At 72.6% G+C, this 25,899-nt stretch carries 18 protein-coding genes and 1 pseudogene; 7 read left to right on the top strand and 12 right to left on the bottom strand.

The window, feature by feature from the left end; translation table 11 throughout:
• Nucleotides 1–127: 127 nt before the first annotated feature.
• The 3 genes from ACQVFL_RS13410 to ACQVFL_RS13420 all read left to right on the top strand — a co-directional run bounded on the left by ACQVFL_RS13410 (nucleotide 128) and on the right by ACQVFL_RS13420 (nucleotide 3,483).
• Complete coding sequence (locus tag ACQVFL_RS13410) at nucleotides 128–1,579, top strand: glycoside hydrolase family 43 protein (RefSeq protein WP_431729505.1); 1,452 nt, start codon at nucleotides 128–130, stop codon at nucleotides 1,577–1,579.
• A 149-nt stretch (nucleotides 1,580–1,728) separates the two neighbouring features.
• Nucleotides 1,729–1,956, top strand: coding sequence for a potassium transporter TrkA (locus tag ACQVFL_RS13415; RefSeq protein WP_131053759.1), 228 nt, complete (start codon nucleotides 1,729–1,731; stop codon nucleotides 1,954–1,956).
• A gap of 51 nt (nucleotides 1,957–2,007) precedes the next feature.
• Nucleotides 2,008–3,483: a cation:proton antiporter gene (locus ACQVFL_RS13420; RefSeq protein WP_396693745.1), complete on the top strand. Its 1,476-nt coding sequence runs from the start codon at nucleotides 2,008–2,010 to the stop codon at nucleotides 3,481–3,483.
• Between the two features lie 9 nt (nucleotides 3,484–3,492).
• Here the strand turns inward: ACQVFL_RS13420 and ACQVFL_RS13425 are convergent, their stop codons facing one another.
• The 3 genes from ACQVFL_RS13425 to ACQVFL_RS13435 all read right to left on the bottom strand — a co-directional run bounded on the left by ACQVFL_RS13425 (nucleotide 3,493) and on the right by ACQVFL_RS13435 (nucleotide 8,349).
• A complete protein-coding gene (locus ACQVFL_RS13425; RefSeq protein ID WP_396693743.1) occupies nucleotides 3,493–4,206 on the bottom strand; it encodes an MIP/aquaporin family protein in 714 nt (237 codons plus the stop codon).
• A 178-nt stretch (nucleotides 4,207–4,384) separates the two neighbouring features.
• Nucleotides 4,385–6,001, bottom strand: coding sequence for a xylulokinase (locus ACQVFL_RS13430; RefSeq protein WP_431729506.1), 1,617 nt, complete (start codon nucleotides 5,999–6,001; stop codon nucleotides 4,385–4,387).
• Between the two features lie 5 nt (nucleotides 6,002–6,006).
• On the bottom strand, nucleotides 6,007–8,349 hold the full coding sequence (locus ACQVFL_RS13435) for an aminotransferase class III-fold pyridoxal phosphate-dependent enzyme (RefSeq protein ID WP_431729824.1): 2,343 nt from the start codon (nucleotides 8,347–8,349) through the stop codon (nucleotides 6,007–6,009).
• A gap of 121 nt (nucleotides 8,350–8,470) precedes the next feature.
• On the opposite strand from ACQVFL_RS13435, the gene ACQVFL_RS13440 reads away from it, so the two are divergent.
• Nucleotides 8,471–9,652 (top strand): PucR family transcriptional regulator, encoded by a 1,182-nt coding sequence (locus ACQVFL_RS13440; RefSeq protein ID WP_431729507.1) that lies wholly within the window; start codon nucleotides 8,471–8,473, stop codon nucleotides 9,650–9,652.
• 261 nt (nucleotides 9,653–9,913) lie between these two features.
• A complete protein-coding gene (locus ACQVFL_RS13445; protein WP_431729508.1) occupies nucleotides 9,914–11,551 on the top strand; it encodes an ABC-F family ATP-binding cassette domain-containing protein in 1,638 nt (545 codons plus the stop codon).
• Between the two features lie 63 nt (nucleotides 11,552–11,614).
• Here the strand turns inward: ACQVFL_RS13445 and ACQVFL_RS13450 are convergent, their stop codons facing one another.
• On the bottom strand, nucleotides 11,615–12,802 hold the full coding sequence (locus ACQVFL_RS13450) for a beta-1,3-glucanase family protein (protein WP_396693735.1): 1,188 nt from the start codon (nucleotides 12,800–12,802) through the stop codon (nucleotides 11,615–11,617).
• A gap of 275 nt (nucleotides 12,803–13,077) precedes the next feature.
• Here ACQVFL_RS13450 and ACQVFL_RS13455 point away from each other — a divergent pair, with 275 nt between their 5' ends.
• Nucleotides 13,078–14,235 carry a DMT family transporter gene (locus ACQVFL_RS13455; protein ID WP_431729509.1) on the top strand — a complete coding sequence of 386 codons (1,158 nt, stop codon included), beginning with the start codon at nucleotides 13,078–13,080 and terminating at the stop codon, nucleotides 14,233–14,235.
• On the opposite strand, the pseudogene ACQVFL_RS13460 reads toward ACQVFL_RS13455, so the two are convergent.
• Together ACQVFL_RS13460 and ACQVFL_RS13465 are read right to left on the bottom strand one after the other, a co-directional pair.
• Nucleotides 14,176–15,726: pseudogene (locus tag ACQVFL_RS13460) on the bottom strand (bifunctional 3-(3-hydroxy-phenyl)propionate/3-hydroxycinnamic acid hydroxylase); the annotation flags it as partial. The gene ACQVFL_RS13455 and the pseudogene ACQVFL_RS13460 overlap by 60 nt on opposite strands.
• Nucleotides 15,727–16,005: 279 nt before the next feature.
• Complete coding sequence (locus ACQVFL_RS13465; protein ID WP_431729510.1) at nucleotides 16,006–19,146, bottom strand: BTAD domain-containing putative transcriptional regulator; 3,141 nt, start codon at nucleotides 19,144–19,146, stop codon at nucleotides 16,006–16,008.
• A 98-nt stretch (nucleotides 19,147–19,244) separates the two neighbouring features.
• Here ACQVFL_RS13465 and ACQVFL_RS13470 point away from each other — a divergent pair, with 98 nt between their 5' ends.
• Nucleotides 19,245–19,721 carry an SRPBCC family protein gene (locus ACQVFL_RS13470; protein WP_431729511.1) on the top strand — a complete coding sequence of 159 codons (477 nt, stop codon included), beginning with the start codon at nucleotides 19,245–19,247 and terminating at the stop codon, nucleotides 19,719–19,721.
• A gap of 47 nt (nucleotides 19,722–19,768) precedes the next feature.
• Here the strand turns inward: ACQVFL_RS13470 and ACQVFL_RS13475 are convergent, their stop codons facing one another.
• Genes ACQVFL_RS13475 through ACQVFL_RS13500 form a run of 6 tightly spaced genes read right to left on the bottom strand, consistent with a single transcriptional unit; the run spans nucleotide 19,769 to nucleotide 25,736 of the window.
• Nucleotides 19,769–20,638, bottom strand: a complete 870-nt coding sequence (locus ACQVFL_RS13475) for an STM4011 family radical SAM protein (protein WP_431729512.1) — start codon at nucleotides 20,636–20,638, stop codon at nucleotides 19,769–19,771.
• Nucleotides 20,635–21,963, bottom strand: coding sequence for an STM4012 family radical SAM protein (locus tag ACQVFL_RS13480; protein ID WP_431729513.1), 1,329 nt, complete (start codon nucleotides 21,961–21,963; stop codon nucleotides 20,635–20,637). The genes ACQVFL_RS13475 and ACQVFL_RS13480 overlap by 4 nt, the downstream gene beginning before the upstream one ends.
• Nucleotides 21,957–22,760 (bottom strand): STM4013/SEN3800 family hydrolase, encoded by an 804-nt coding sequence (locus ACQVFL_RS13485; protein ID WP_431729514.1) that lies wholly within the window; start codon nucleotides 22,758–22,760, stop codon nucleotides 21,957–21,959. The genes ACQVFL_RS13480 and ACQVFL_RS13485 overlap by 7 nt, the downstream gene beginning before the upstream one ends.
• Nucleotides 22,748–23,842, bottom strand: coding sequence for an STM4014 family protein (locus ACQVFL_RS13490; protein ID WP_431729515.1), 1,095 nt, complete (start codon nucleotides 23,840–23,842; stop codon nucleotides 22,748–22,750). Before ACQVFL_RS13490 ends, ACQVFL_RS13485 begins: the two co-directional genes overlap by 13 nt.
• 1 nt (nucleotide 23,843) lies before the next feature.
• Nucleotides 23,844–24,791, bottom strand: coding sequence for an STM4015 family protein (locus tag ACQVFL_RS13495; protein WP_396693716.1), 948 nt, complete (start codon nucleotides 24,789–24,791; stop codon nucleotides 23,844–23,846).
• A 6-nt stretch (nucleotides 24,792–24,797) separates the two neighbouring features.
• Nucleotides 24,798–25,736 carry an STM4015 family protein gene (locus tag ACQVFL_RS13500; protein WP_431729516.1) on the bottom strand — a complete coding sequence of 313 codons (939 nt, stop codon included), beginning with the start codon at nucleotides 25,734–25,736 and terminating at the stop codon, nucleotides 24,798–24,800.
• Nucleotides 25,737–25,899: the final 163 nt, after the last annotated feature.

A 25,899-nucleotide genomic window follows, 5' to 3' on the forward strand; every position in this document is an offset into this window, starting at 1 on the left:
TTGACACTGGGCGGAGGGGCGTCGAGACTTCGAAACAAGCCCGAAACAGTGATTCTCGCCGATCGGTTTCGAGGGGCTTGTTAGCGCTAACAGTCGTTCGATCCGGTGTGTTTGAGGAGAGTCGCCGATGCCGAGAGTCCTGGCCCGGGTGAGCGCCCTGCTCACCGCCTTCCTGTTGATGGTGTCCGCCGCGCCCGCGCCGCGCGCCGACGCCGCCGCACTCGACCCGTTCACCGGGTACCTGATGGCGCACTTCATCGGGGAGTCGGCGAACGGGGAACAGCTCTACCTCGCCCACAGCCGCGACGGGCTGACCTGGCGCGACCTGAACAACGGCGCGCCCGTCCTGCTCTCCACCGTCGGCACGAGGGGCGTCCGGGACCCCGCCCTGGTCCGCTCGCCCGCCGGTGACCGCTACTGGATCGTCGCCACCGACCTGCGCATCGCCAGCGGCACCTCGTGGAGCGACGCGGCCAACCGGGGCAGCACCAACCTGGTCGTGTGGGAGTCGCGCGACCTGGTGAACTGGTCCGCGCCGTGGCTGATCAACGTCGCCGGGGCGATCCCCGGCGCCGGCAACGCCTGGGCACCCGAGGCGATCTACAACCAGGCCACCGGCGACTACGTCGTCTACTGGGCCACCAACTCCGCGCGCAACGGCGTCACCAAACACCGTATCTGGTACGTGCGGACCACCGACTTCCGCAGCTTCACCGCACCCCAGCTCTACATCGAGCGTCCTGGCAGCCAGGGGCTGATCGACACGCAGATCGTCGAGGTGGCGAACAGCGTCGGCGGCTACCGCTACTACCGGGCCTCCGCCGACGGGCACATCACCATCGAGGCCAGCAACTCGATCCTCGGCTCGTGGACCACCCTGGGCAACCTGTCGCACCTCGGCATCTCCAACGGCACCGGCGGCGGCAACGTGGTGGAGGGGCCGATGTGGGCCCAGTTCAACGGCCGCAACGAGTGGGCGCTCTGGCTCGACCAGTACGCCACCGGGCGCGGCTACCTGCCGATCACCTCGACGAACCTGGGCGCCGTCAGCAACTTCCGGACCCGCACCGACTACGCCATGGGCGGCACCCGCAAGCGGCACGGTTCGATCCTGAACCTGACCGCGGCCGAGGAGAGCCGGGTGCTCGCCCGCTGGGGCACCAGCACGCCGGTCAACCGGATCCAGGCGTACACCCACCAGGACCGGTACGTGCGGCACGTCAACTACGACGTGCGCATCGACCCGAACGTCAACCCGGCCCAGGACGCCCAGTTCCGGGTGGTGCCCGGACTGGCGAACGCCTCCGGACACGTCTCCTTCGAGTCCGTCAACCACCCCGGGTACTACCTGCGGCACTACGGTTTCGACTTCGTGCTGGCGGCCAACGACGGCAGCGCGGTCTTCGCCGCCGACGCCACCTTCCGGCAGGTCGCCGGGCTGGGCAACGCGTCCTGGAGTTCGTTCCAGTCCTACAACTACCCGGACCGCCACATCCGGCACTACGACTACCAGTTGCGGCTCGACCAGATCGGCGACACCCAGGCGCGCAACGACGCCACCTTCTGGCTCACCTCCTGACGGTACGCCCGGCAGACCCGCCGGCTCCGGCGCCACCCCCCGGCGCCGGAGCCGGCGCGTCGTCGACCACTCGGTGGTGGAGTGTCACGGAAGGCCGGCGGGCTCGTACGATTGCCCCGGGATCGTGGACAGGACAGCGGGGAGGGGTCATGGGCAAGGGCATCTACGTGCAGGAACTGCCGGGCATCGGCAAGCGGTACGACGTCGACCTGGGCAGCAACACCCAGCGGATCTCGATCGTGGTACGCCGCGACGGCAACCGTGACCTGTACGTCTTCGCCGCCGGGGCGGACGACCCGGTGGCCGTGATCGAGATGTCGGAGGAGCAGGCCCGCAAGGTGGGCGCCCTGCTGTCCGGCACGTACTTCTCCGAGTAACCGGCGCGCCGCCCGCTCCGCTCCCTCTAGCCCGCTCCAGGAGTCCTCACCGTGCACGCTGACCTCGTGGGCTTCGGCGCCCTTGTGCTCATCGCCGGGTTGCTGGCCCGCTTCGGCCGCCGGATCAACCTGCCGACCGTGCCGTTCTTCATGCTCGCCGGCATCCTGTTCGGGCCGGGCACCCCGGGGCCCGTGCTGGTCGCCCACCCCGAGGACCTCAGCCTGCTGGCCTCCCTCGGCCTGGTGCTCCTGCTGTTCCACCTGGGCGTGGAGTTCCCGGTCGAACAGGTGCTCGGGAGCGGCAAACGGCTGTTCGTCGCCGCCGCCTCGTACATCGCCCTGAACGTCGGGGCCGGGCTCCTCTTCGGGTACGCCCTCGGCTGGGGTGGCTACGAGGCGTTCGTGATCGCCGGGGCGCTCGGCATCTCCTCGTCGGCCATCGTCACCAAGCTACTCATCGAGTTACGTCGGCTGGCCAACGCCGAGACACCGGTGATCCTCGGCATCATCGTGATCGAGGATCTCTTCCTCGCGCTCTATCTGGCGCTGCTGTCGCCGTTGCTCTCCGGCGCCGGGTCGGCCGGCGAACTCACGCTGCGCATCGGGCTGAGCTTCGCGTATCTGGTCCTCCTGTTCGCGGTGGCCCGGTTCGGTGCCCGCCTGGTCGGCAAGGTGATCGACAGCCACGAGGACGAGTTGCTGGCGGTCCTGATGGTCGGGCTGGTGGTGCTGGTCGCCGGCATCTCGGCCGAGATCGGCGTCTCCGACGCCATCGGCGCGCTGATGATCGGTCTGGTGGTGGCCCGTACCCCCATCCGGGAACGGGCCGAACGCCTGGTGCTGCCGCTGCGGGACGTCTTCGCGGCGGTCTTCTTCGTGGTGTTCGGCCTGAGCATCGACGTCGGCGACTTCGGCTCGGTGGCGCTGCCGGTGCTGGCGGCGGTCGCGCTGACCATCGTGACCAACGTGCTGGCCGGTCTGATCGCCGGGCGGCTGTTCGGGCTCAACCAGCGGGGCGCGGCCAACGTCGGGTTGACGGTGCTGGGACGCGGCGAGTTCTCACTGATCCTGGCGACCCTCGCCCTCGGCGCCGGTCTGGACGAGCGTCTCGGCCCGTTCATCGCCCTGTACGTGCTGGTGCTGGCGGTGGCGAGTCCGCTGCTCGCGGCGAACTCCCGCTACCTCGCCCGGGTCATCCCGGACCGGCTGCTGCACTCCAGTTGGCGGTACGTGCGGGAGGAGACGATGAGCACCGCCTGCACCCACCTGGACCGCATCCAGATCACCGAGAGCGACGCCGAGGCGTGCCCGCAGTGCCTGGAGACCGGCGACGACTGGGTGCAACTGCGGATGTGTCTCACCTGCGGCGCGGTCGGTTGTTGCAGCGACTCGGTCAACAACCACGCCGAGGAGCACTACCGGCAGACCGGCCACCCGTTGATCCGTTCGTTGGAGGAGGGGGAGGAGTGGCGGTACTGCTACATCGACGGCGCGCTGGTCCGGGCACCGATGGGCGCCGACCGGTGAGGTGGGCGCTCAGCGTCCCGCCGGTCGGGGCGTACCGACCCGGGTGACGCCGGAGCCGTGCTCGACCAGCGGCGCGACCAGCGCGGCGAGGACTCCGCCGAGCAGCGGGAAGACGATGAACACCCAGAGCTGGCGGAGGGCGGTCCCACCTTCGAAGATCGCCGGTCCGAAGGCGCGCGCCGGGTTCACCGCCGCCCCGGTCAGCGCCACGCCGACCAGGTTCGCCACGGCGAGGGCCAGCCCGATGGCCAGGCCGGCGAAGCCGGACAGGTCGGTGCTGCGCTTGCCCACCACCAGCACCACCAGGACGAACAGGAACGTCAGGACGGTCTCCAGCAGCATCGCGCCACCGGCGTTGATGTGGGTGCCGTAGCCGTTGGTGCCCAGCACTCCGGTCTGGTCGGTCACCCCACCCCAGCGGACCAGCACCCAGAGCAGGAAGGAGCCCAGGGCGGCACCGGCGAACTGGGCGACCCAGTACGCCACCGCCCCGACCGGCGAGATCTTGCCGGAGAGCAGGACGCCGAGGGTCACCGCCGGGTTCACGTGGCTGCCGGAGAGTTGGCCGATGGTGTAGACCAACGCCAGCATGACGAACCCGAACGACAGCGCGACCACCACCACGCCACCCTCGACGCGGGCCGCGACGGCGCTGCCCACACCGAGGAACACCAGCAGGAATGTGCCGATGAACTCGGCCACGTACCGCCTGACGTCGACCATGGCGTCAGTCTCACCCACCCGGTCACCCGATACCCCCCGTTTCCCCTGATCACCCCTAACTCTCACCCGGCCTGCTCCTCGCCGATCATGGAGTTGTGGTGACCGCGAATGCCCTACACCGGTGCAATTACTGACCACAAGTCCATGATCGACGGGGTGGGTGTCGGTCGGGCGCCGGTCAGCCTCGGGGGGCGCGGGGCCGGTCCGGGCGGTTCAGGCGTCGGTAGAGCGGTGCCAGTCGACGGTGCAGTTCCCGGTAGTCGGCGAAGACCTCGTCGTAGGTGGCCCGCAGCGTCGGGTCCGGGGTGAAGACCCGGTCGGTCCGCATCAGCGCGGGGACGTCGGCGAAGGTGAGCAGTCCGGTGCCGACCGCGCCGATCCAGCCCGCGCCCCGGGCGTTGACCGCCAGCGGCTGGGCGTCGCGCCGGATCTCCACGTCGAGCACGTCGGCGAAGATCTGGCACCAGGAGTCCGACAGCGCGCCGCCGCCGGTGATCGCCATCGAGGTGACCCGGGAGCCGAGGAACCGGTCCACCGCGCCGGCCAGCCAACGGGTGTTGAAGGCGACCCCCTCGAAGACCGCCCGCAGCAGGTCGGAGCGGTTGGTGTCGAGCGAGATGTTGAGGAAGGCGGCGCGCAGGTTCGGGTCGTCGACGGGGGCGCGTTCGCCGTACAGCCAGGGGGTGTAGAGCACGCCGTTGGCACCTGGCGGCACGGTCGGGATGATCGCGTCGAACGCGTCGAAGATGGTGCCCTCGTCCCGGCTGACGTGCCCGGCGGCGAGCAGCGGGTCGTCGTACTCCACGATCTTGTCCCGCAGCCAGGTCAGGTTGGCCCCGGCGGTGGCCTGGAGTGCGGTCATCAGGTAGCGGTCACCGATGGCGCAGGGCACCGACGCGATGCCCGCCGCCACGTCGGTCTTCTTGCCCGGCACATGCGCCGCGATCCAGGACGAGGTGCCCAGATAAAGGTGGGGCTCGTGGTCGCCGGTGGTGCCCGCACCGATCGCCGCTGCGGTGTTGTCGATCGCCCCGGCCACCACCTCGACCGACTCCGGCAACCCGAGGTGACCGGCGGCGGCGGGGGTCAGCGTGCCGATCACGTCGGTACAGGCCACGATCGGCGGCAGCTTGTCGGCGTCGATGCCGCAGTCGGCGACCAGGGCGGGGGAGTAGCGGATGTCGCCGGGCCGCCGGTTGTCGGTCACCCACGAGGTCAGGATCGAGTCGACGGTGGCCACCGTCCGCCCGGTCAGCTTCAGGTTGATCCAGTCGAGCACGTTGAGGAAGGACGCGGTCCGCGCGTACACCTGCGGCATCTCGTCGCGGACCAGCAGCATGTGCGCGGCCGGGTCCTTGCCGGTGGGCGAGGGCATCCCGCCGGTGAGCCGCAGCCACCGCGCGATGCGGCGCACCGACATCCCCTGGTACGCCGGGAAGCCGCCGAACTGTCGACGCAGGTGCGGTGCGCCGCGCATGTCGAGCCAACTGATGCACGGCGTCAGCGGGTCCCCGGCGGCGTCCACCGCGATGGTGCCCTCGCCCTGCGTGGAGGCGCAGACCGCGCGGACCGCCCGCATCTGCTCCGGATGCGCCCGGCCCAACTCGGCGGCGACCTCCCCGAGCGCGGTCCACCAGGCCATCGGATCCTGCTCGGCACCGCCGCCGGGCAGCACGTGCAGCGGCACCGGCCGCTCGGCCCACCCGGTCACCGTGCCGTCGGCGGCGACCAGGGCCGCCTTCATCCCGGACGTGCCGAGGTCGATCGCCAGGATCTGCGGCGCGCTGGCCGCCACCCGCCTCAGACCCCTTCGACCTGCGCGAAGACCCGGTCGAACCGGGCCAGCGCGTCGTCGATCACCGCGTCGGTGTCGGCCATCGAGGTGTACATCCGGGACCCGGCCAGCGTGACGATGCCGTGCGCGGTGTACGCGGCACCCATCTGCTCCATGAGTCGCTTGCGGGCCTTGTTCTCGCGCAGCAGCTTCACCGGGTTGCGCATGTCGAGCAGCATCACGCCGCTGCACTCCAGGTGCACGATCGAGCCCTGGTTGTACGCGACGTACGGCAGACCGTACGTGTCGATAAGCCGTTGCAAACCCCGGGTGAGCCGGTCCCCGGCGCGTCCGGCGATCACCGGCGCGTTGGTGCGGGCCATCTCCTCGATGGCGTAGTACCCGGCCGCGCAGGACAGCGGGTTGGCCGACAGCGTCCCGCCGACCTGGATGTGCGCGCCGCTCTTGCCGTCCAGCCCGGAGCCGAAGACCGCCATCACGTCGGACCGGCCGCCGACGCCACCGGCCATCGGGTACCCACCGGAGACCGCCTTGCCCAGCACGGTCAGGTCCGGGGTGACGCCGAAGTAGCCGGCCGCGCCGCCCAACCCGAGGCGGAAGCCGGTGACCACCTCGTCGAAGACCAGCAGCGCGCCGAACTCGTCGCACAGCTCGCGGACCCCGGCGTTGAAGTCGCGGGGCGCCGGCCGGGTGCCGGACTCCGGGCCGACCGGTTCGACCACCACCGCCGCCGTGCCGCCGCGCAGCCGGTTCTCCACCAGCTTGCGCTTGAGCTGCCCGAGGTCGTGCGGGAACGCCTCCCGGGTCCGGCTGGTCGCGCCGAACGGGATGCCCTTGGCGTTCATCCGGTACGTGCCGGGCACCCGCAGCCCGTACACCATCGTGTCGGACCAGCCGTGGTACGCGCCGCCGACCTTGATCACCATCTTCTTGCCGGTGAACGCGCGGGCACCCCGGACCGCCGCCATCACCGCCTCGGTGCCGGACCCGAGGGAGCGGTACATCTCCACGTGCGGCATGTACCGGTGGATGATCTCGGCGAGCTTGAGTTCGTACTCGTGGAACAGTCCGGTCACCGGCCCGGAGGCCCGGACCACCTCGGCCACCCGCTCGTTGACCGGCCCGTAGTTGCTGCCCAGGATGGTCGGCCCACCGGCCTGGAGGAAGTCGATGTAGGTGTTGCCGTCCCGGTCGACCAGGTACGCCCCGTCGGCCTTGTCGATCGCCAGCGGGAACGGGTAGTTGAAGGCCAGGTTGTGCTGCACCCCGCCGGGGATTCGCCGCTTGGCCCGGTCGGTGATCTCCCTGCTGGCCCGGCACTTGGTCTCGAAGTAGTTCAGCACGTCCAGCATCGCGTCGTGGCGCAGCCCGCGCAGCGGCTGGGCGGTCAGCGCCTTGAGCCGGCGCATCACGTCATCGACGTCCGGATACTCGCTGATGGCGTACCCGAGCCGGGCGGACTCCGCCCCCGGCGCCGCGCCCTCCTCGACGGCCGGGGCGTCCCCGGCCCCGACGTCGGCAGCGGTCCCGGCGTCGGCCTCAGCGCCCGCGTCGGCCTCAGCGCCCGCGTCGGCCTCGGTGGCGGCGGCGGCCCGGGTGGCGGCGGCCGTCGCGTCGGCGCTGGGCAGCTCCTCGTCGGCGGGTACCCGCAGCGGCTCGACCGCCTCGGTGATCTGCGCGGCGATCCGCTTCTCGTCGGCGCGCAGCTTGCCGAAGGCGATCTCACGGATCGCGGTCGGAATGGTGTAGACCCTGCCCGTCTCGCTGGTCAACGCCAGCAGGTACGCGATGGAGACCTTCTCCAGCAACGCCATGTTGAACACCGCCCGGTCCGGGTCGGTGCCCACGGCCACCACCCCGTGGTTGGCGATGATGAAGGCGTTGTCGCCGCTGGCCACCTTCTTCTGCACGTTGCGGGCCAGGAAGCCGGTGCCGGACGGGGCGTAGTCGATGATCGCCACCTCCCGGCCGAGGAAGCGCACCTGCTCGTCGGTGAGCGCCGGGATCGGCTTGCGCAGGAAGGCCAGCGCCGACGCGTACGGCTGGTGGGTGTGCACGATCGCGTTGACGTCCGGGCGTTCCCGATAGATGTTGGCGTGCATCCCGCACTCGATGGACGGCTTGAGGTCGGCCCCGGTGCCGTCGGGCACGTGCTTGCCGTCGAAGTCGACCAGACAGATGTCCTCGACCCGCATCCGGTCGTAGTCGTAGTTGCTCGGGGTCACCGCGTACAGCCGGTGGCCGGGCACCCGCACCGAGACGTTGCCCTCGGTGGCCTTGAGATATCCCCGGGCGAGCATCGTCCGGCACATGTCGACCACGTGTTGTCGGGAGAGTCGGTGCTGCACGGTGCGCTCCTCGGTCGGCTCGGCGGCGGGCTCCATCCTCGCCCGGCCCACGAGTCGAGACACCGTCCCGTCGGCAGCGAGAATCAGCGGCTCATTTATCCCGACGTGACAAAATCGGCCGGTGAGTGCCCCGGTCTCCGCCACCCCCTGGCGGCGTCTCCCCGCCGACCTGGCCGCGTCCATGCGTCCGCACCTGCCGTCGACGGTCGCCGCCGTGGCGGGCGCGGTCACCGAGGCCACGCCTGCCTTCGCGGGCATCGCCGACGACAAGTTCGCCCGTGACGTGCACACCGCCGTCCAGGTCGCCCTCGACCGGTTCCTCGACCTGGTCGGCACCGACGAGCCCGCGTTGCCGCCCCGGATCCGGGAGGTCTTCGTCGCCCTCGGCGCCGCCGAGGCGCGTGAGGACCGGGGACCGGAGGCCCTGCTCGCGGCCCTGCGGATGGCCGCCCGGCTGCTGCTGCGCACCGCCTCCCAGTCGCTGGCCCGGCTCCGCCCGGTCGACACCGAGGAGCTGATCGACCTCTCCGACGCGGTCAGCGCGTACGTCGCCGAACTGGCCGCCGCCAGCACCGACGGGTACGCCCTCCAGGTGCGCGAGCAGGCCGGCGAGGGTGACCGTCGGCGACAGCTCGCCGAACTGCTGCTGCGCGGCGACGGCATGCCCGGCGCGGTGGCCACGGCCGCCGCCCGGATCGGCTGGCCGGACCTGGACCTCGTGGTGCCGGTGCTCCTGCCGCCGGACCAGGCCCGCGACGCCCGGTTCCGCTACGGCGTCGACGGCCTGGTCATCGAGCGCGGCCGGGACGCGGTGCTGCTGCTGCGGGCCGGTCCCCGGGCGGCCCGAGTCCCGCTGGCGCAGGCGCTGGCCGGTCGACGGGCCGTGGTCGGCCCCGAGCTGGACTGGCCCCAGGTGCCGGTCGCCGTACGCCTCGCCGAGCTGACCGCCGGGCTGGTCGGCCCCGACCCCGGCCCGGTCTTCGCCGACGACCACCTGATCCCGCTGACCCTGCGCGGCGAACCCGGCGCCCTGGCGGTGCTCGCCGCCCGGCGGCTGGCACCGTTGGCCCACCTGCGCCCGGCCCAGCGGGACAGCCTGCTGGTCACCCTGCACTCCTGGCTGCGGCACTGGGGCTCGCGCGCCGAGGTCTCCGCCGAACTCTTCGTCCACCCGCAGACGGTCAGCTACCGGCTCAAGCGCCTACGTGAGCTGTACGGCACCGACCTGGACGACCCGGCGACGCGCTTCGAGCTGCTGGTGGTGCTCACCAGCCACCTCAACGCGCCACGTCGGCCGACCTGACTGACCGGCCCGCTGACGCCCGACGGCTACGGAATTGACGTGCGCGACCAGGCCGTGCAGTTGTTAGGCTGGCGGAGCGCGGGTCAGCCGCGCGTATGCGGAACGAGGAGCGCGACATGCTGTCGGGGGACGACGACATCTCGGGGTGAGCGGCCCCGCCGCCGACCGGCCACTGCCGCAGGCGGCCCGTCACGTCACCGCCCTGTCTGTCTGACCGGGGCGCCGGTCGCGTCCCGGCATTCCTCCCGAGGTCTGTCTGCCATGTCCGACGTCTGCGTCGTCTGCACCAACCTGTCCTTCTCCTGGCCCGACGACACTCCCGTGTTCCGGGGCCTGTCCTTCACCGTGCCGCCCGGCCGTACCGGCCTGGTCGCGCCGAACGGTGCCGGCAAGTCCACGCTGCTACGCCTGATCGCCGGTGAGCTGACTCCCACCGGCGGCACCGTGACGGTCGAGGGGGTGCTCGGCTACCTGCCGCAGAACCTTCCGCTCGCCGGTGAGCTGACCGTCGCGCAGGTGCTGGGGGTGGCACCGGCGATAGCGGCGCTGCGGGCGATCGAGGCCGGTGACGCCAGCGAGGAGAACTTCACCGCCGTCGGCGACGACTGGGACGTCGAGGAACGCAGTCGCGTCGAACTCGACCGGCTCGGTCTGGACGAGGTGGCGCTCGACCGGCCGCTGCACACCCTCAGCGGCGGGCAGGTCGTCTCCCTCGGCCTGGCCGCCCAACTGCTGCGCCGCCCCGACGTGCTGCTGCTCGACGAACCCACCAACAATCTCGACGTCGACGCCCGGCACCGGCTGTACTCGGTGCTGGAGAACTGGTCCGGCTGCCTGCTGCTGGTCAGTCACGACCGGATGCTGCTGGACCGGATGGACCGCATCGCCGAACTCGACGGCGGGCAGCTCCGGTTGTTCGGCGGGAACTTCACCGCCTACCAGGAGGCCGCCCGGGCGGCCCGGGAGCTGGCCGAGCGCACCGTGCGCAGCGCCGAGTTGGAGGTCAAGCGGGAGAAGCGGGAGATGCAGCAGGCCCGGGAGCGGGCCGAACGGCGGGCCGGCAACGCCGCGCGCAACCTCGGCAACGCCGGTCTCGCCCGGATCGTCGCGGGTGGACTCAAGCGCAGCGCGCAGGAGTCGGCCGGACGGGCCCAGCAGGCGCACGCCAGCCGGGTCAGCGATGCGCTGGGACGCCTCGACGAGGCCAGCCGGGCGCTGCGCGACGACCAGGCGCTCACGCTGGACCTGCCGGAGACCGACGTACCCGCCGGCCGCACGCTCGTCGGTGGGCAGCGGATGCAGGTGCGCCACGACGGCCGTCCGCTGTTCCCCGGCGACGGTCTGGAGCTGACCATCCGGGGGCCGGAACGGATCGCGTTGACCGGCCCGAACGGCGTCGGCAAGTCCACCCTGCTGCGGCTGCTCACCGGCCAGACCGCGTCCGACGGCGGGCCGGTGCGCCGGGCCGACGGCCGGGTGGCGTACCTGTCGCAGCGGCTGGACCTGCTCGACCTCGACCGTACGGTGGCGGAGAACCTCGCCGCGTACGCTCCCGAGCGCCCGCAGTCGCAGCGGTTGAACCTGCTGGCCCGCTTCCTGTTCCGGGGTGCCCGGGCCCAGTTGCCGGTCGGTGTGCTCTCCGGCGGTGAGCGGCTGCGCGCCACGCTCGCCTGCGTCCTCTACGCCCAACCGGCCCCGCACCTGCTGCTGCTCGACGAGCCCACCAACAACCTGGACCTGGTCAGCGTGGCCCAGTTGGAGCACGCGCTGAGCGCCTACCGGGGCGCGTTCGTGGCGGTCAGCCACGACGAGCGCTTCCTGCACGACATCGGGGTACGTCGGTGGCTGCGCCTCGACGGCGACGGCCTGCGCGAGGTCCCCGCCCCGGACGTCGACTGAGTGCAGGTGGGTGGATCTGTCGCCACAGCGGCGACAGATCCACCCACCTGGGGCCGGTCGGGATCAGAACGGGCTGAGCACCAGGCCGGCGGCGCGCGGGTCGCCGTCGTGCACGAGCGACTCGAACGCGCCGACGTCGTCGAAGGCGAACGCGTACGCCTTACCGTCGCGCATGTTGGCGTGGATGATCCGGGCGTACTGGTTGGTCGGGTTGCTGCGGTAGAACTCGGCGGCGTTGGTGCTGGGCTGGGTGTGGATGGTGCCGAGGGTGCCCCGGTTCAGCGCGGCGCACAGTGTCCGGGAGATCGGCCCGACCACCTGGTCGTTGGGGGCGGGCAGATCACCGTCACAGCCCCACACGCTCGCCGACGAGGGGCGGTTGAACGAGGCGACGACCTGCCCGGCGCTGTTGGTGAAGGTCATCACCCGGCCCGAGGTGCGCCCGAAGTAGCGGACGTCGGGCCGGTCGCCGAAGGGCACCACGGTCAGCGTACGGCTGGTGTACGCGTTCCACGCCGAGGCGATGTAGGAGTCCAGGTAGGTGCTGCTGAACAGGCCCGCCCCGGCGGCCTTGCCCGGCGCCAGCACCCGAAGCACGGTGCCGTCGGCGCGGGTGTACACGGTGTTCGCCCAGCCGGACTGGGACCGGATGCCGTTGATGATCGCGGCGCGGCCGTTGGCGACGACGTCGCCGGTCCGTTTGGTGACGCCGTTGGCACCGGTCACGGTGACCGCGTGCGGCACCGCGAACATGTCCACCTGGGAGCTGTTGAGCCAGAGCCCCGCGTCGTTGTAGGTGAACTCGCTCCAGTCGAACAGGATGTCGCGGTTGGCGTCGCCGGCCGCCCACGGGGCAGGCTGCACCAGGCCGGTCGGGGTCAGGAAGAACTTCAGCTTCTCGCCGAAGGAGAAGTAGACCCGACCGGAGAAGCCGCGCGGGAAGCGGATGGTCGCGTTGGCGCCGTTGGTCGGTCCGGGGATCGACGCGTCGGGCGCGGGCGACGGCGGGATCTGCCCGCCGGACCAGGGGACGAACGTGCCCGCCTGGTTGACGTAGCCGAGGCGGCCGGAGGAGAGCTGTACGCCGATGACGTACACGTGGACGGCTCCGGAGCGGCCGGTGTTGTTGGTGACGGTGACCGGCAGCAACGCGGGGCCGACGGCCTGGGCGGGCGCGGCGGCGACGAGTGCGGTCGGAACGGCGGTGATCAGGGCGGCGGCGACCGCCAGCAGTCTTCTTCGGACAATCACGGGTACTCCTCCGTTCGGCGGTGACACGGTGTGAGAGAGCGCTCTCTCAGCCTGTGACTGTTAGGGATGTTTGTCAATAGATGTGCGGCGATGTCGGTGCGTCTCCCGCCCGGGCGGTACGCTGCCGTGGTGACCTTCTCCGTCGTGTCGCCACCACCCACCCGGTAACGGCGCTCTCGCCGACCCGGCTCTGACGATTCGAGCCCGGGGGTGTCCGTGCTGCCCGGGCGGTGACGACAACGGAGAACCCCGTGCACACCACCGTGCCCCCGCCCGTGGGACGGGCAGTCCTGTACATCCTCGTCGCGGCGGTCGCCTGGGGGACCGGCGGCGCGGTCGCCGCGATCCTCTACGACATCAGCGGAATGGGGCCCGTCGCGGTCTCCTTCTGGCGGTTCGCGGGCGGCGTCCTGCTGCTCTGCGCCGGGCACCTGGTGCTCCGTCACCGGCGTCCGGCCCGCGCGGTCGGCGTCGCCGCGCCGGCCACCCGTGCCCGACCGGGCGACCGGTGGCGCGCACTGGTGACCACCGGCGTCGGCCTGGCCGTCTATCAGACCGCCTACTTCGCCGCCGTCGGGTACGCCGGACTGGCGGTCGCCACCGTGGTGACTCTCGGCTCCGGGCCGGTGCTGATCGCCGTCGGATCCCGGCTGACGATGGGGGAGCGACTGGGGCGTACCGGCCTGCTCACCGTGGCCTCGGCGTTGGTCGGGCTGCTCCTGCTCGTCGGTGGCGGCAGCGCGGGCGAGGGGTCCGCGCCGCTGCTCGGCCTGGCCTGCGCGCTGCTCTCCGCCGCCGGGTACGCCCTCGTCACCCTGCTGCACCGCAAGCGCGGCCGGGACGGCGACGGCGGAGCCGCGAGCACCACCGCACTCGGCGGTTTCGCGGTGGGGATGATCTTCCTGCTGCCGCTGGCCCTGCTGGAAGGGATCCTGCCCACGGCGGACGACCTCGGCCGGGTGCTGGGCCTGCTCGCCTACCTCGGGGCGGTGCCCACCGCGCTGGCCTACGCGCTGTTCTTCGCCGGCCTGGTCTCGGTCCGGGCGACCACCGCATCGGTGATCGCCCTGGTCGAACCGGTCACCGCAGCCGTCATCGCGGTGCTGTTCCTCGACGAACGGCTCACGGCAGCGGCCACCGTCGGCTCGGCGGTGCTGCTCGGCGCCGTGGTCGTGCTGACCCTCGGCGAGCGGCGGGCCGTCGTCGTCGCCACCCCCAGTGACCGCCCGCCTGGCACGCCTCCGGTGGGTCGCGGAACACCATCCGCGTCGCTCAGGCCCGAGACCGTCCTAGCCGGTGGGTTGGCGGGCGGCGGTCGCACCCAGGTCGGCCGCGAGCGTGCGGGCCGCCTCGTCGAGCCCGTCGTTCCCGGCGACGGCGAAGACGAACCGGTCCGGTCGCAGCACGACCGCGTCCGCCCGGTGCCGTCGTAGCCAGGCGTGGACGGTCCCGTCCAGGTCGACGACGTGGACCCGGTCGACGTCGCTCGTCGGCAGGCGCGCCGGGTCGGTGCCGGCCGGATGCGCCACGACGGACCGCGCCGAACCCGGCAACCCGGGCGTTCCCGCCGGGAGGGTACGCCCGATCAGCGCGAAGCCGTCGCCGAGCACCTCGTCGAGCAGGCGCGGCGTCGGGTCACCGGCGACCGCCACCCGGGGCTGCGGGAACATCGTCCCGACGGCACCCGCACGTCGGCCACCGGCGAACAGGCCCCGCTCGTACGCGGGCAGCGGCTTGAACTCGAAGTGCCGCACGAACCGGCGGACCCGGGGCACGGTCTGCACCGCCCGCAGCACGCTGTCGCGTACCCACGCGGCCCGTCGACTGCGGGCCAGGAACACCCGCCCCAACCGGACACTCGTCTGCGCCATCGCCGCCGTGTGCGGCCGACGTTCCGTCTCGTACGTGTCGAGCAGCGCCGAGTCGGCCTCGCCCGCCAGCACCAGCGCCAGTTTCCAGGTCAGGTTCGCCGCGTCCCGCAGGCCGCTGCACAGCCCCTGCCCGAGGAACGGGGGCATCTGGTGGGCGGCGTCGCCCAGCAGGAACACCCGTCCGTCCCGCCATCGGGCGGCGATGAGGTGGTGGAACGTGTAGACCACCGCGCGGGTGACGGTGAAGCGGTCCGGGTCCACGTACGGCGCCACCAACTCGGCGATCTTCGCCGGTTGCCGCATGTCGGCCTCGGTCTCGCCCGGCTGGAGCATGAACTCCGCCCGGTAGCTGCCCCGCGACCCCGGAGACACGAACGCCGGACGCCGCCAGTCGCAGACGAAGGTGGTGTGCGGCGACCGGATCCCGTCCGGGGCCACGTCCCCGGAGACCGCCAACCACGGCTCGGCGTAACTCGCGCCCGCCAGCGGGATCCGCACCGCCGTACGGGTGGTGCTGCGGGCACCGTCGCAACCGAGCACGAACCGGGCCCGGACCGGGTACGACCGGTCGGCGACCACGTCCCGCACCACCACCTCCGCACCGGCCCCGTCCTGCCGCAGGTCGACCAGCTCCGTGCCCAGTCGCAACGTCACGTGGTCGAACCGGTCCAGACCGGCACGCAGCGCCTGCTCCAGCAACGGCTGGTCGAAGAAGTTCAACGGCGCGTGCCCGAACCCGAAGTCGACCTCGTCGAAGGCGATGGTGGCGAACCGCCGTCCGGCGGCGTTGACGTAGTCGGCGCGTACCGGCTGGTGCAGGTCACCGACGATCCGGTCCAGCAGACCGGCCTGCTGGTAGATGCGCAGCGCCTCGTCGTCGCAGGAGAACGCGCGCGGCTGGCCGTGCGGTTCCGTACTCCGCTCCACGACGAGCGTGCGCACGCCCCGCATCCCGAGCAGGTTCGCGGCCAACGCGCCGACCGGACCACACCCGACGATGACCACGTCGACCTCCTGGACCTCGCCGGGCGACGACGACTGGGCCGGGTTCATCTCGTTCCTCCACCACCTGGCCGCCCGGGGTGGCCGGGCGGGGACTGTTGACCGGCTCAGCACAGCGGGCGGGTGTGGAGGTTTCGTAGATTTCCGGTTGGGGTTCTGGTTTTTCGCGTGGGTGGGGTTTCCGGCAGGCCCGACCCGCTCCGGGCGGTCAGGCTTGATCCCTGCGCGGGTCGGGACTGCCGGAAACCCGACCTGGTCGGCCTGACCGGGTCGGCTCGGCCTGGTGGGATCTGGCTTGGTCGGGCTGGGTGGGTGGGTGGGTGGGGTGGGTCAGGGGTGGGGGAAGCGGGAGCGGAGCAGGGTGTTGGCCTGGGCGGAGGCCAGGCGGGCGCCGGTGGCGAGGGCCGCGGGGTCGCGGCGGGCGATGCCGCGGATGCGGTGCAGCTCGGGCGCGAGGACCGACTCGCCCAGCCGCTCCACCACCGACAGACCCTCGTCGGCCAACTCGGCGGCCGTCGACGCGTCGCCCGCCGCCAGGTACGCCTCGGCCATCGCGCTGTACGTGACCGTGCGGGTGGCACGCAACCCGGGGCGGTAGATGCCCTCCACCGCCGCCCGCATCGCCGGGAGCCGGTCGTGCTCGCCACCGCGCGCCGCCGCCCACTCCAGGAAGAAGCCGCCCGTGGTCACGAAGTGCGGCATGCCGTTGGCCGCCCCGATCTCGCGGCACCGCTGGGCTGCCGCGCGTACCGCCGCCACGTCGCGTTCCTGCATCCCCATCCAGGCCGCGAAGAGTGCCGCATTCGCCCGTCCGTACGGGTCGGCGAGCCGCTCGGCCAGCCGTTCCGCCTCGGCGATGTCCCGCCGGGCGTCCTCGCCGGCACCCCGCAGCGACCGGACCAGGGCCCGGAAGTTGTACGCGGCCAACACCGGCAGCCGACCGACCTGGCGGCCCAGCAGATCCGGGTCGACCGTGCGCAGCCGATCGACGGCGGCGGTGAGTCGCCGATCCGCCTCCACGAGTGCGCCGGTGAAGTAGCCGACCACACCCCGCAGGTACTCGCCGGCCGCCGCGATCAGCCCGGTGCCGTCGTCGGCCCGGACCAACCGTTCGGCCAGTTCGGCGCAGCCGGCGTAGTCGGCCTGGTTGGCGGCCAACTCGCCGAGCGCCCACAACGCGGGCCGTACGTCGGTCTCCGCACCGACCAGCGCCAGCAGCTCCCGGGCACGGGCACAGACCTCGTCGACGGCGTCGGCGCCGACGCCGACCGTCATCTGCAACAGGGCGGCCCGGTGCAACTGGACGCCGAGTTCGGTGGCCGCCGCCGACGGTGTGGTGCCGGCGAGCGGCGACAGCCGCCGGGCCGCCCGGTCCAGGTGGCCGAGCGCGTCCTCGTACGCGAACCGCCGCGTCGCGTCGTCGGCCGCCGCCAGTGACCAGCGCAGATGGTCCTCGCCGTGCCCGAGTCCGATCGCCTGCCCGAAGTGGTGGGCCAACTCGGCCGGGGCGACACCCCCGACCCGCTGGTACGCCAGTGCCAGCCGGGCGTGCAGCGCGGCGCGGCGCGGCGGCGGCAGGTGCGCGTACGTCACCTCCGCGAACAGCGGATGACGGAACCGCACCGTGCCCGGTCCGGCCTCGGCGACCAACGCCGCCGCGTACGCCGCCGTCAACCCCTCGGCGATCCGCGTCGCGGGGACCTGAAGGACCGTCGCCATCGTCTGCGCGTCCAGGTCGTGTCCGGCCACGCCGAGCAGTTCCAGACAGTCGCGGGCCGAGTCGGGCAGGTCACCGAGGCGTAGCCGGACGGTGTCCCGGACACTCGGCGGCAGGTCCGCGTCCGCCGGGTCGGTGCCGGCCCGCAGCAACTCGGTGATGAAGAACGGGTTGCCTCCGGTCCGGGTGGCCAGACGCGCCGCCACCTGCCGGTGCGGGGGCGTGCCGGTGCGGCGGCGGACCAGGTCGGCCACGTCGGTGTCGGTCAGCCCGGTCAGCCGCAGGTGGCGGAAGCCCGCACCACGAGCGAGGTCGGCCACCGTCGCCACCAGCACCGGATGGTGCTCGTAGGGGCGCGTCGTGGCCAGCACGAGGACCCGGGCGTCGGCCAGGGGCGTGGCGAGGAACCGCAACAGCAGCAGCGAGTCCGGGTCGGCGGCGTGCAGGTCGTCCAGCACCACCAGCAGACCGGCCGCCTCGGCGACCGTACGCACCAGGTCCGCCACCGCCTCGTACGCGCGGAACCGGGCCGTCGGGTCGGGCGCCGCGTCGCCGGCCGACGCGTCCGCCGGTCCGGCCGCGAAGCCGTCCAGCGGGCTCGCCGACCCGGTCTCGCCCGCCGCCGGCATCGCCGCGAGCGTCCGCACCACCTGGTTCCACAGCCAGAACGGCGGCGTCTGTCCGACGTCGGGGCAGCGACCCCACACCACCGGTACGCCCCGCGCCCCGGCGTGCGCGTCGAGCGCGGCGGCCAGGCTGGTCTTGCCGATCCCCGGTTCGCCCTCCACGACGGCGACCCGGCCACCGCCGCCGGTGGCCGCCATCAGCGCCGCCACCAGCCCGGCCAGCTCGGCGTCCCGGCCGACCAGGGAATCCGTCGGCAGCGCCGGAGCCGATGCGCCGGTCACCCCGTGCCTCGGTCCGGGCCGGGGGGCCGGAGTGCCCGTGGCCGGGCCGGTCAGCATGGTCGACGAGTGGTCCTGCGCGATCCCGGTGCCGGACGCGGCCGATGGCACGGACTGGGCCAGGATCCGGCGGTGCACCTCGCGGAGCTGCTCGCCGGGGTCGATCCCGTACTCGTCGGTCAGGATCCGGCGGCCCTCGTCGAAGGCGGCGAGCGCCTCGGTCTGTCGCCCGGACCGGTAGAGCGCGAGCATCAACTGGGCGCGGGCGGTCTCGCGTACCGGGTTCGCGGCCACGAAGTGGCGCAGTTCGGCGAGTACGGCGGCGTGCCGTCCGGCTGCCACGGCGGCCGTGAACCGTCCCTCCTCGGCACCGAGGCGTGCCTCGGTCAGTCGGGCGGCCTCGGGACGCACCGCACTCAGCTCGGCGGCCCCGGTCAGCGGCTCACCCCGCCACAGGGCCAGCGCCTCGGCGTAGCCCCGCTCGGCCGAGTCGGCGTCGCCGGCCGTGAGCGTGTGCGCCGCGTGCGCTGCCAGACGCTGGAACCGGACCGCGTCGACGTCCTCCGGCGCGACGCGCAACTCGTACCCCCGGGGGTGGCTGCGCAGGACGCGGGCCGGCTCGCGGCGGCTGCGCTGCGGCTCGACCGCGCGACGCAGCCCGGCCACGTAGGTGCGCAGCGTGATCTCGGCGCTGGCCGGCGGGCGGCCGTCCCAGAGCGCGTCGACCAGCCAGTCGGCGGCGACGAAGCGGTTCGGGCGCAGCAGGAAGAGCGCGAGCAGCGCCCGCTGCTTCGGCCCACCGAGCGGCACGGCGTGCCCGTCCCGGACAGCCTCCAGCGGTCCCAACATGCGGAACTGCACCTGACCACCACATTGTCCGGTCCCCACCTGGTCGGGGTCGAGTATGCCAGTCGACCGCACCCGGTGAGGGCGTGGCAGGATGAGGCGTGCCCGATGATCGGAAATCGTCGATCGTGTTCGAGACGAGTGGTGTCGTCGCGGCGTCGCCGGACGAGGTCTACCGCCACCTGACCGATCCGCACAGCTACATCGGCCTGTCGCCGCTGATCGTGGCGGTCTGCGACGTACGCACCGGCCGGGACGCCGACGGCCGCGCGGTCACCGACTACGTCGCCGTCGAACGGTTCCGGCTGGCCGGTCCGCTGCGCTGGGACAACCCCATCCGGGTGCGGATGGTGGCGACCCGTCCCGGCAGCCAGATCGTCAGCGACGTCCGGAGCCCGGGGTGGGTGTGGCTGCGCGCGGTGGTCGACCTGACGACCGAGACCGGCGGTACGCGGATCCGGGAGTCGGTCACCGCCGGTGCCCCGCTGCTGCTGCGGCGCTTCGTGGCGGGACAGGCGCGTCAGGTCGCGGCGTACCGGGCGGCCGAACTGACCCGCCGGATGGCGACCCGACCCTGACCGCAGCGGCGCACCGGAGGGTCCACCCTCGGCGGTGACGTTCCTGGTCAGACCGGCCCGGCCGGTCTTCCCGGCCATCCGGCCGGAATGCGTTCCAGCAGCCCGCCCGCGAAGACGTCCCGCAGGCCGAGCGGCTTGAGATGCACGTAGCCGATGTGACAGTCGCAGATCGCGTTGCTGCACGCCCGGGGCGTCAACGCGGCCCGCCACGACCCGTCGTACAGGTTGCCGATCGGGGTGTCGATGAAGTGGCAGCGGCGTACGGTGCCGTCACCGCGCACGGAGATGGCGGTCTCCCCGGCGTGGCAGGGCCGGTCCAGGGACAGGTGCGGGCGCACGCTGTAGCCGAAGTGCGGGTCCACCTCCGTCCAGATCGTCTCCTCGGCGGCGTCGTAGCGCCGACCCTCGGCCGCGTTGACCCACAGGTAGACCTCGTCGGGCAGCAGGGCCCGCAGCGCCCGGGCCTCGGCCAGGTGCTCGGGCAGCCCGACCACCCCGACGGAGTACCGGACACCCAACTCGGACAGGCGGGCGCAGCGTCGCAGGAACCGTTCCCGGGTGACCTGCCCCGGATGGTAGGTCGTCCAGAGCGCGGCGGCGCTCGGGTCGGCCTCGGCCAGCCAGTCCACCCGGGCCGCCAGGTTGGTCTGGATGACCACCCGTTCCACGTGCGGCAGGTGGGACAGCGACACCATCGCCTCCCGGTACCAGCGTCGGGTCAACCCCTCGCCCCAGGGCGTGAACAGCACCGACAACCGGACGTCGGTGGTCGCGGCCACCCAGTCGGTGAACCGCGTCAACGCCTCCCGGTCGGCGCGGAGCAGCTCCGGCGGGTCGCGGCGTTTGGCGAACGGGCAGTACGGACAGTCGTAGTTGCAGCTCGCCAGCGGGCCGCGGTAGAGGATCGCCAGGTTCATCGCGGCACGTACCCGGCCATCGCGTGCTGCACCTCGGCGGAGGTCAACCAGGGGCCGACGGCGTCCGACCGGGCCAGCCCCGAGGGCGTGAGCCGCAGCCCGCCGTCGGTGGCCCAACCCCGCGCGACCAGCCGGTCGAGCTGCGGGAAGTCCTCGCCCGGCGGGCGACCGAACCGGGCCAGGTAGGCGTCCGGGTCGACCCCGTCGACACGCAGCAGCGACTTCAGCAGCCACCGACGGCGCTGCTCGGTGCCGTCGAGGTGGTACCCGAACTCGGCGTACCGGAAGTCGTCGGCCGGTCGGGCCAGGTAGTCGTCGAGCACCGCGCGTACCTGCGAGACGCTGACCGCGTAGTCGAACGAGTAGTGCAGCGCGGTGGTGTACGAGCGGGCACCGCAACCCAGACCGACCATCCCGTCGTCCTGGCAGCAGTAGTCGGGGCCGTCCGGGGCGGGCACGTCGGCCCGGCGGAACTGGCGCATCGACTCCTGCCGGTAGCCGGCCGCGCCGAGCGTCTCCACGGCCTGCCGGTAGAGCGCGAGACGCTGCGCGTCCCAGTCCGCGCGGGCGTGCGCCCGCCGCCCCAGGCCGGTGAGCGGCCGGACGTAGAGCGGATAGAGGTACAGCTCCTCGGGACGCCAGGCCAGCGCCGCGTCGAGGCTCTGCCGCCAGGTGTCGGCCGTCTGCCCGTCGATGCCGTAGATCAGGTCGATGTTGAGCACCGGGACACGGGCGTCGCGGATCGCCGCCAGTGCCGCGTCCACCTCGTCGCGCCGCTGCGGTCGACCGGCGGCGCGGGCCTCGACGTCGAGAAAGCTCTGCACCCCGATGCTGACCCGGGTGGTGCCGTACGCGGCCAGCACCGCGAGCCGGTCCGGGGTCGCGGTGGCCGGTGACGTCTCCACCGACAGCGGTACGCCGGGCAGTCGCGCCCCGAGGGTCGTGGTGGCGATATCGAACAGCTCGGTCAGCTCGTCGGCGGTCAGATGGGTGGGGGTCCCGCCGCCGAAGGCCGCACGGGCGTACCCGGTCGAGCCGCCGAGCGCCTCGGCGACCTGCTCGGCCTGCCGACGAAGCTGCCGCAGGTATGCGGTGACCTGCTCGGCGGGCGCGTTGGCCCGGGTGAACAGGTTGCAGAAGCCGCAGCGCATCTCGCAGAACGGCACGTGCAGATAGAGGAAGAGGGCCTCGCGTGACTGCTCCCGCCACACGTCGTGCAACGGCGGGCGGGGGCGCAACGCCCGGTACGAGGTCTTGTGCGGGTAGGCGTAGAGGTACTGCTGGTACGGCGAACCGTCCAGGCCCGCGTCGGTGCTGGTCACCATTCTCCAGGGTGCAGGGTGAAGTGCGCGTACGGGACGGTCCACACCACGTCGTGGCCGATCCGGTGGCCGGTGTGCCCGTCCTCGCCGTACGCGGTGCCGTGGTCGGAGCAGATGATCGTGAACACCGGCCGCCCCCGGCCGCTGACCAGGCCGAACAAGCGCGCCATCCGGCCGTCCACGTACTCCAGGGCGGCGGCGTGGCTGGCCAGGTCGTCGTCGGAGGCGTCGGGCAGGTGGTGCCGGTTCGGCTGGTGCAGGGCGGCCACGTTGAGGAAGGTGAACAACGGCCGGGTCGGTGGCACGTCGGCCACCACCTTCGCCAGCCGGTCGAGTTGGGCGTCCACGCAGGTGGGCGACGTGACGCCGAACTCCGGCTCCCAGTGCGCCTCGCGGAACAACCCCGGCAGGACCGCCCCGAGCGGAGTTCGCCGGTTGAAGAAGCCGACCCCGCCCAGGCACAGCGTGTGGTAGCCGACGTCGGCGAGCGCGGTCGGCAGGTCCGGCGCGTCGAACACCCACGTGTCGGCACCGGAGGTCTCGCTGCCCGGGAAAGCCGCCGCGTACAGCCGGTCGTGGCGACCCGGGGGCACCGGCGTGGGCAGGAACCCGGCGAAGAAGGCGTGGTGCGCGGCGTAGGTGAAGCTGGCCGGGGAGTGTCGGCTTTCCCACCGACCGCCCGGCAGCACCCGCGTCAGGTGCGGGGTCCGGCCCGCCGCCGCCAACTCGGCCGCCACGTCGTAGCGCAGCGTGTCGAGGGTGACCAGCAGCAGGTCGTGGCTCCCGATCAGGCTCCGCATCCGACCACCTCCGGCGGGACCGTACGCGCCCGCCCGGGACGCCATCCGCCCTCGGTCAGGGCGTGCACCTGGGCGGCGTAGCTGTCCCGGCCGTCGGCCAGCACCCCGGGCAGCAGGTCACCGAACGCGTTGACCTCGGCCACCGCGTGCCGCCGCCAGCCCAGCAGGAACATCAGGTCCACGCCGACGTGCAGCGAGTCGGGGAAGCAGGCGGCGACCCGCTCGCAGGTCTCCATCGCCGCCGACCACTGTCGGGCTCCGGCGGTCCGCCGCACCTCGTCGAGATCACCGCGGGCGTTGCCCAGATGCAGGTTGGTCAGCGGTCCGCGCGCCGACCGCACCACCACGTGGCCGGGCCGACCGGCGATCACCAGCACCCGCAGGTCGACCACCCGGTCACCGACCCCGGCCTTGGGCAGCCACCGCTCCACGTGCAGACCCTCCGGCGCGAGCCGGTCCACGATGGCCGCGACCTGCGTCTCGTCGGTGTAGCGGCGCAGCCGCAGCGAGTTGAACAACGCCTCGGGCGTCTGCTCGATCGTGGTCACCGCCTGTACCCGGCCGGTGCCGACCGCCAACGCGATGACCCCGGCGGCCGAGGAGCCGTGCGCGGGCTTGACGAACACCCGGCCCCAACCGGCCTGCGCCATCGCCGACCGCAGCTCGGCGTAGCCGCCGACCTGCGGCAACGCGTCCGGCACCGGTACCCCGGCCGCCGCCAGCCGCGCGTGGCAGCGCCGCTTGTCGCAGAGCACCGCGACGTCCTCCGGCGGGTTGAGCAGCGTCGCGCCACCGGCGGCCACCCGGGCCATACCGCCCACCAGACCGGCGTACGCGTCGGCGAGGCCGACCAGTTCGCCGTGCCGGGCGATGGTGGCCGACCGGCGCAGCAACCGGTCGACCCGGGCATCCTCCCCGGGCGAGTCCACCCGCACGATCGTGCCCGCCGGTGGCGGTGCGGCCCCGGTCAGCACGTCGCACCAGGGCAGCACCTCGGGCCGGGGCAGGCCGGCGGCCCGCACCGCGTCGCTGAACATCGACACCCGACGGTTGCCGGGATTGCCGACCACGGTCAACCGCATGTCACTCCGACACCGCGGTGTAGCGGTAGCTCTCGCCGTCGTACTCCTCCGCCTCCTGCGGGTCGGAGACGTTCACCCGGACGTCCGGCAGGGCGGCCACCACGGAATCGGCGACCTCCTCGGACATGAAGTGGTGGTGCAGGTCCAGCACCGTCAGGTGGGTCAGCGCCTGACCGGCGAGCAGCGCCTGCGCCCCCTCGTCGCTCAGCGTGCCGTCGGACAGGTCCAGCACCTCCAGGCGGCGCACCACGGGCGCGGTCGCCAGGGCCTCCGCGATGTCGTCGGTGATCATCGCGTTGCGCAGGCCCAGCCGGCGCAGTGCCGGGAAGAGCTCGTCGGCCAGCAGCGGGGCGAGGTCCGCCACCTCGGTGGTGCCGCCGTAGTCGTCGGTGCCGAGCCACAGTTCGAGGTCGGCCAGCTCGGGCAGGTCGGAGTCGAGCACCGCGCCGACGAACTCGCGGGACAGCCCGCCGCTCTGCACCACCAGCTCGCGCAGGTTGTCGTGCTGGACGGGGGAGAAGTCGAACTCCTCGCCCCCGCGCACCCAGAGCACCTCCAGCTCCGGGTACGCCGTCAGCAGCGGACTGACGTCACCGACCTTCATCCAGGAGACCTCGCACTCCTCGAAGGTCATGTCACCGAGGAACAGGGAACGCAGGGCCGGCAGTCGATCGGCTGCCGCGCAGATCTGTGCGATCGGCGCGGGGTTGAAGGCCGCGTACCCCCAGGCGCCGATGACCAGGGACTCGACCGTGGGACCGACCTGCGCGACGAACCGCTCGAAGGTGGCGGCGAAGGCCTCGGAGAATTTCTCCTCGCTCTTGCCGTCGAACTCCGGATAGGTGACGCGCCACGAGACCGGGCCGGTCACCGTCGGCAGCGGCCCCTCCAACGGGAACTCGACCACCGGACGGCCGGCGAACTCGGTGAGGTGCGAGGAGAACGTCATGCCCGCTCACTCCCCGGCCGCGGTGAAGCGGTAGGTCCGACCGTCGTACACGTGCGGGGCACGTCCGCCGGACACGTCCACGCGTACGCCCGGCAGGGCCGCGACGACGCGCTGCTGTGCCGGCTCGGACAGGTAGTGGTGGTGCAGGTCCAACTCGGCCAGGTGGGTCAGTGGCTGCCCGGCCAGCAGCGCCGTGAGCCCCTTGTCGGTGAGGTTGCCCATCGACAGGTCGAGCACCGAGAGCCGGGACACCACCGGTGCGGTGGCGACCACCCGGGCGACCACGTCGGCGATCGCGGCGTTGCGCAGCCCGAGCCGCCGCAGTGCCGGCAGCCCGGCGCCGGCGAGCAGCGGGGCGAGGTCGTGGATGGTGGCGTCGCCGCCGTAGTCCGATCGCCCCAGCCACATCTCCAGCCGCTCCAGGTTCGGCAGGTCACACTCGCCGACCGACCGCACCACCGCGCCGGGCAGACCGCCGGACTCGAACCGCAGCTCCCGCAGGCCGACGTGTCGGACGGCGTCCAGCCGCAGGTCCTGGCCGCCGCGCACCCACAGCGTCTCCAACTGCGGACAGGCGGTCAGCAGTCCGGTGATGTCGTCGTGGGTCAGCCAGGAGAGTTCGCACTGCTCGGAGACCAGGTCGGCGAGGAAGAGCGCCCGGAGCCCGGTCCACCGGGACACGGCGTTCACCAGGAGTTCCACCGGCAGCGGCCGTTCGTACGCCATCCCCCACTCGCCGATCACGACGGCGCGGACCGACTCGGCCGGGACCTCCTTGATCATCGTCTCGACCAGCGCGACGAACTCTTCGGGCTCCGGCTCGTCGCCGAGATCCCCCACCTCGAGCCGCCAGGCCACCGCAGACGGATCCGCCGGCACCTCCATCCCCGGTGTGAACGGGCGCACCGGAAGACCGGCGAACGACGACACGTGCGTTCTGAACACTCTCAACCTCCGACCTGACCGCGATGGCGGCGAGACCGTAACAGGCCGCCCCGACAGTCACGTTGCGGCAGGTCACCCGCAGTCCTCGGGCTGGGACGGGCTCCGGCCCGGCGGAGACCGCCGGGCCGGAGGTGGTGCTGTGCACGGGGTGTGCGGATCAGCT

The organism is Verrucosispora sp. TAA-831 (assembly GCF_050780145.1).
In the GTDB taxonomy this organism is placed as follows: Bacteria; Actinomycetota; Actinomycetes; order Mycobacteriales; family Micromonosporaceae; genus Micromonospora.

Excerpts from the sequence above, each read along its gene's own strand:
- ACQVFL_RS13410 (WP_431729505.1), top strand. The coding sequence starts at position 128 with ATGCCGAGAGTCCTGGCCCGGGTGAGCGCCCTGCTCACCGCCTTCCTG.
- ACQVFL_RS13415 (WP_131053759.1), top strand. The coding sequence starts at position 1,729 with ATGGGCAAGGGCATCTACGTGCAGGAACTGCCGGGCATCGGCAAGCGG.
- ACQVFL_RS13425 (WP_396693743.1), bottom strand. The coding sequence starts at position 4,206 with ATGGTCGACGTCAGGCGGTACGTGGCCGAGTTCATCGGCACATTCCTG.
- ACQVFL_RS13445 (WP_431729508.1), top strand. The coding sequence starts at position 9,914 with ATGTCCGACGTCTGCGTCGTCTGCACCAACCTGTCCTTCTCCTGGCCC.
- ACQVFL_RS13465 (WP_431729510.1), bottom strand. The coding sequence starts at position 19,146 with ATGTTGGGACCGCTGGAGGCTGTCCGGGACGGGCACGCCGTGCCGCTC.
- ACQVFL_RS13475 (WP_431729512.1), bottom strand. The coding sequence starts at position 20,638 with ATGAACCTGGCGATCCTCTACCGCGGCCCGCTGGCGAGCTGCAACTAC.
- ACQVFL_RS13480 (WP_431729513.1), bottom strand. The coding sequence starts at position 21,963 with ATGGTGACCAGCACCGACGCGGGCCTGGACGGTTCGCCGTACCAGCAG.
- ACQVFL_RS13485 (WP_431729514.1), bottom strand. The coding sequence starts at position 22,760 with ATGCGGAGCCTGATCGGGAGCCACGACCTGCTGCTGGTCACCCTCGAC.
- ACQVFL_RS13490 (WP_431729515.1), bottom strand. The coding sequence starts at position 23,842 with ATGCGGTTGACCGTGGTCGGCAATCCCGGCAACCGTCGGGTGTCGATG.
- ACQVFL_RS13495 (WP_396693716.1), bottom strand. The coding sequence starts at position 24,791 with ATGACGTTCTCCTCGCACCTCACCGAGTTCGCCGGCCGTCCGGTGGTC.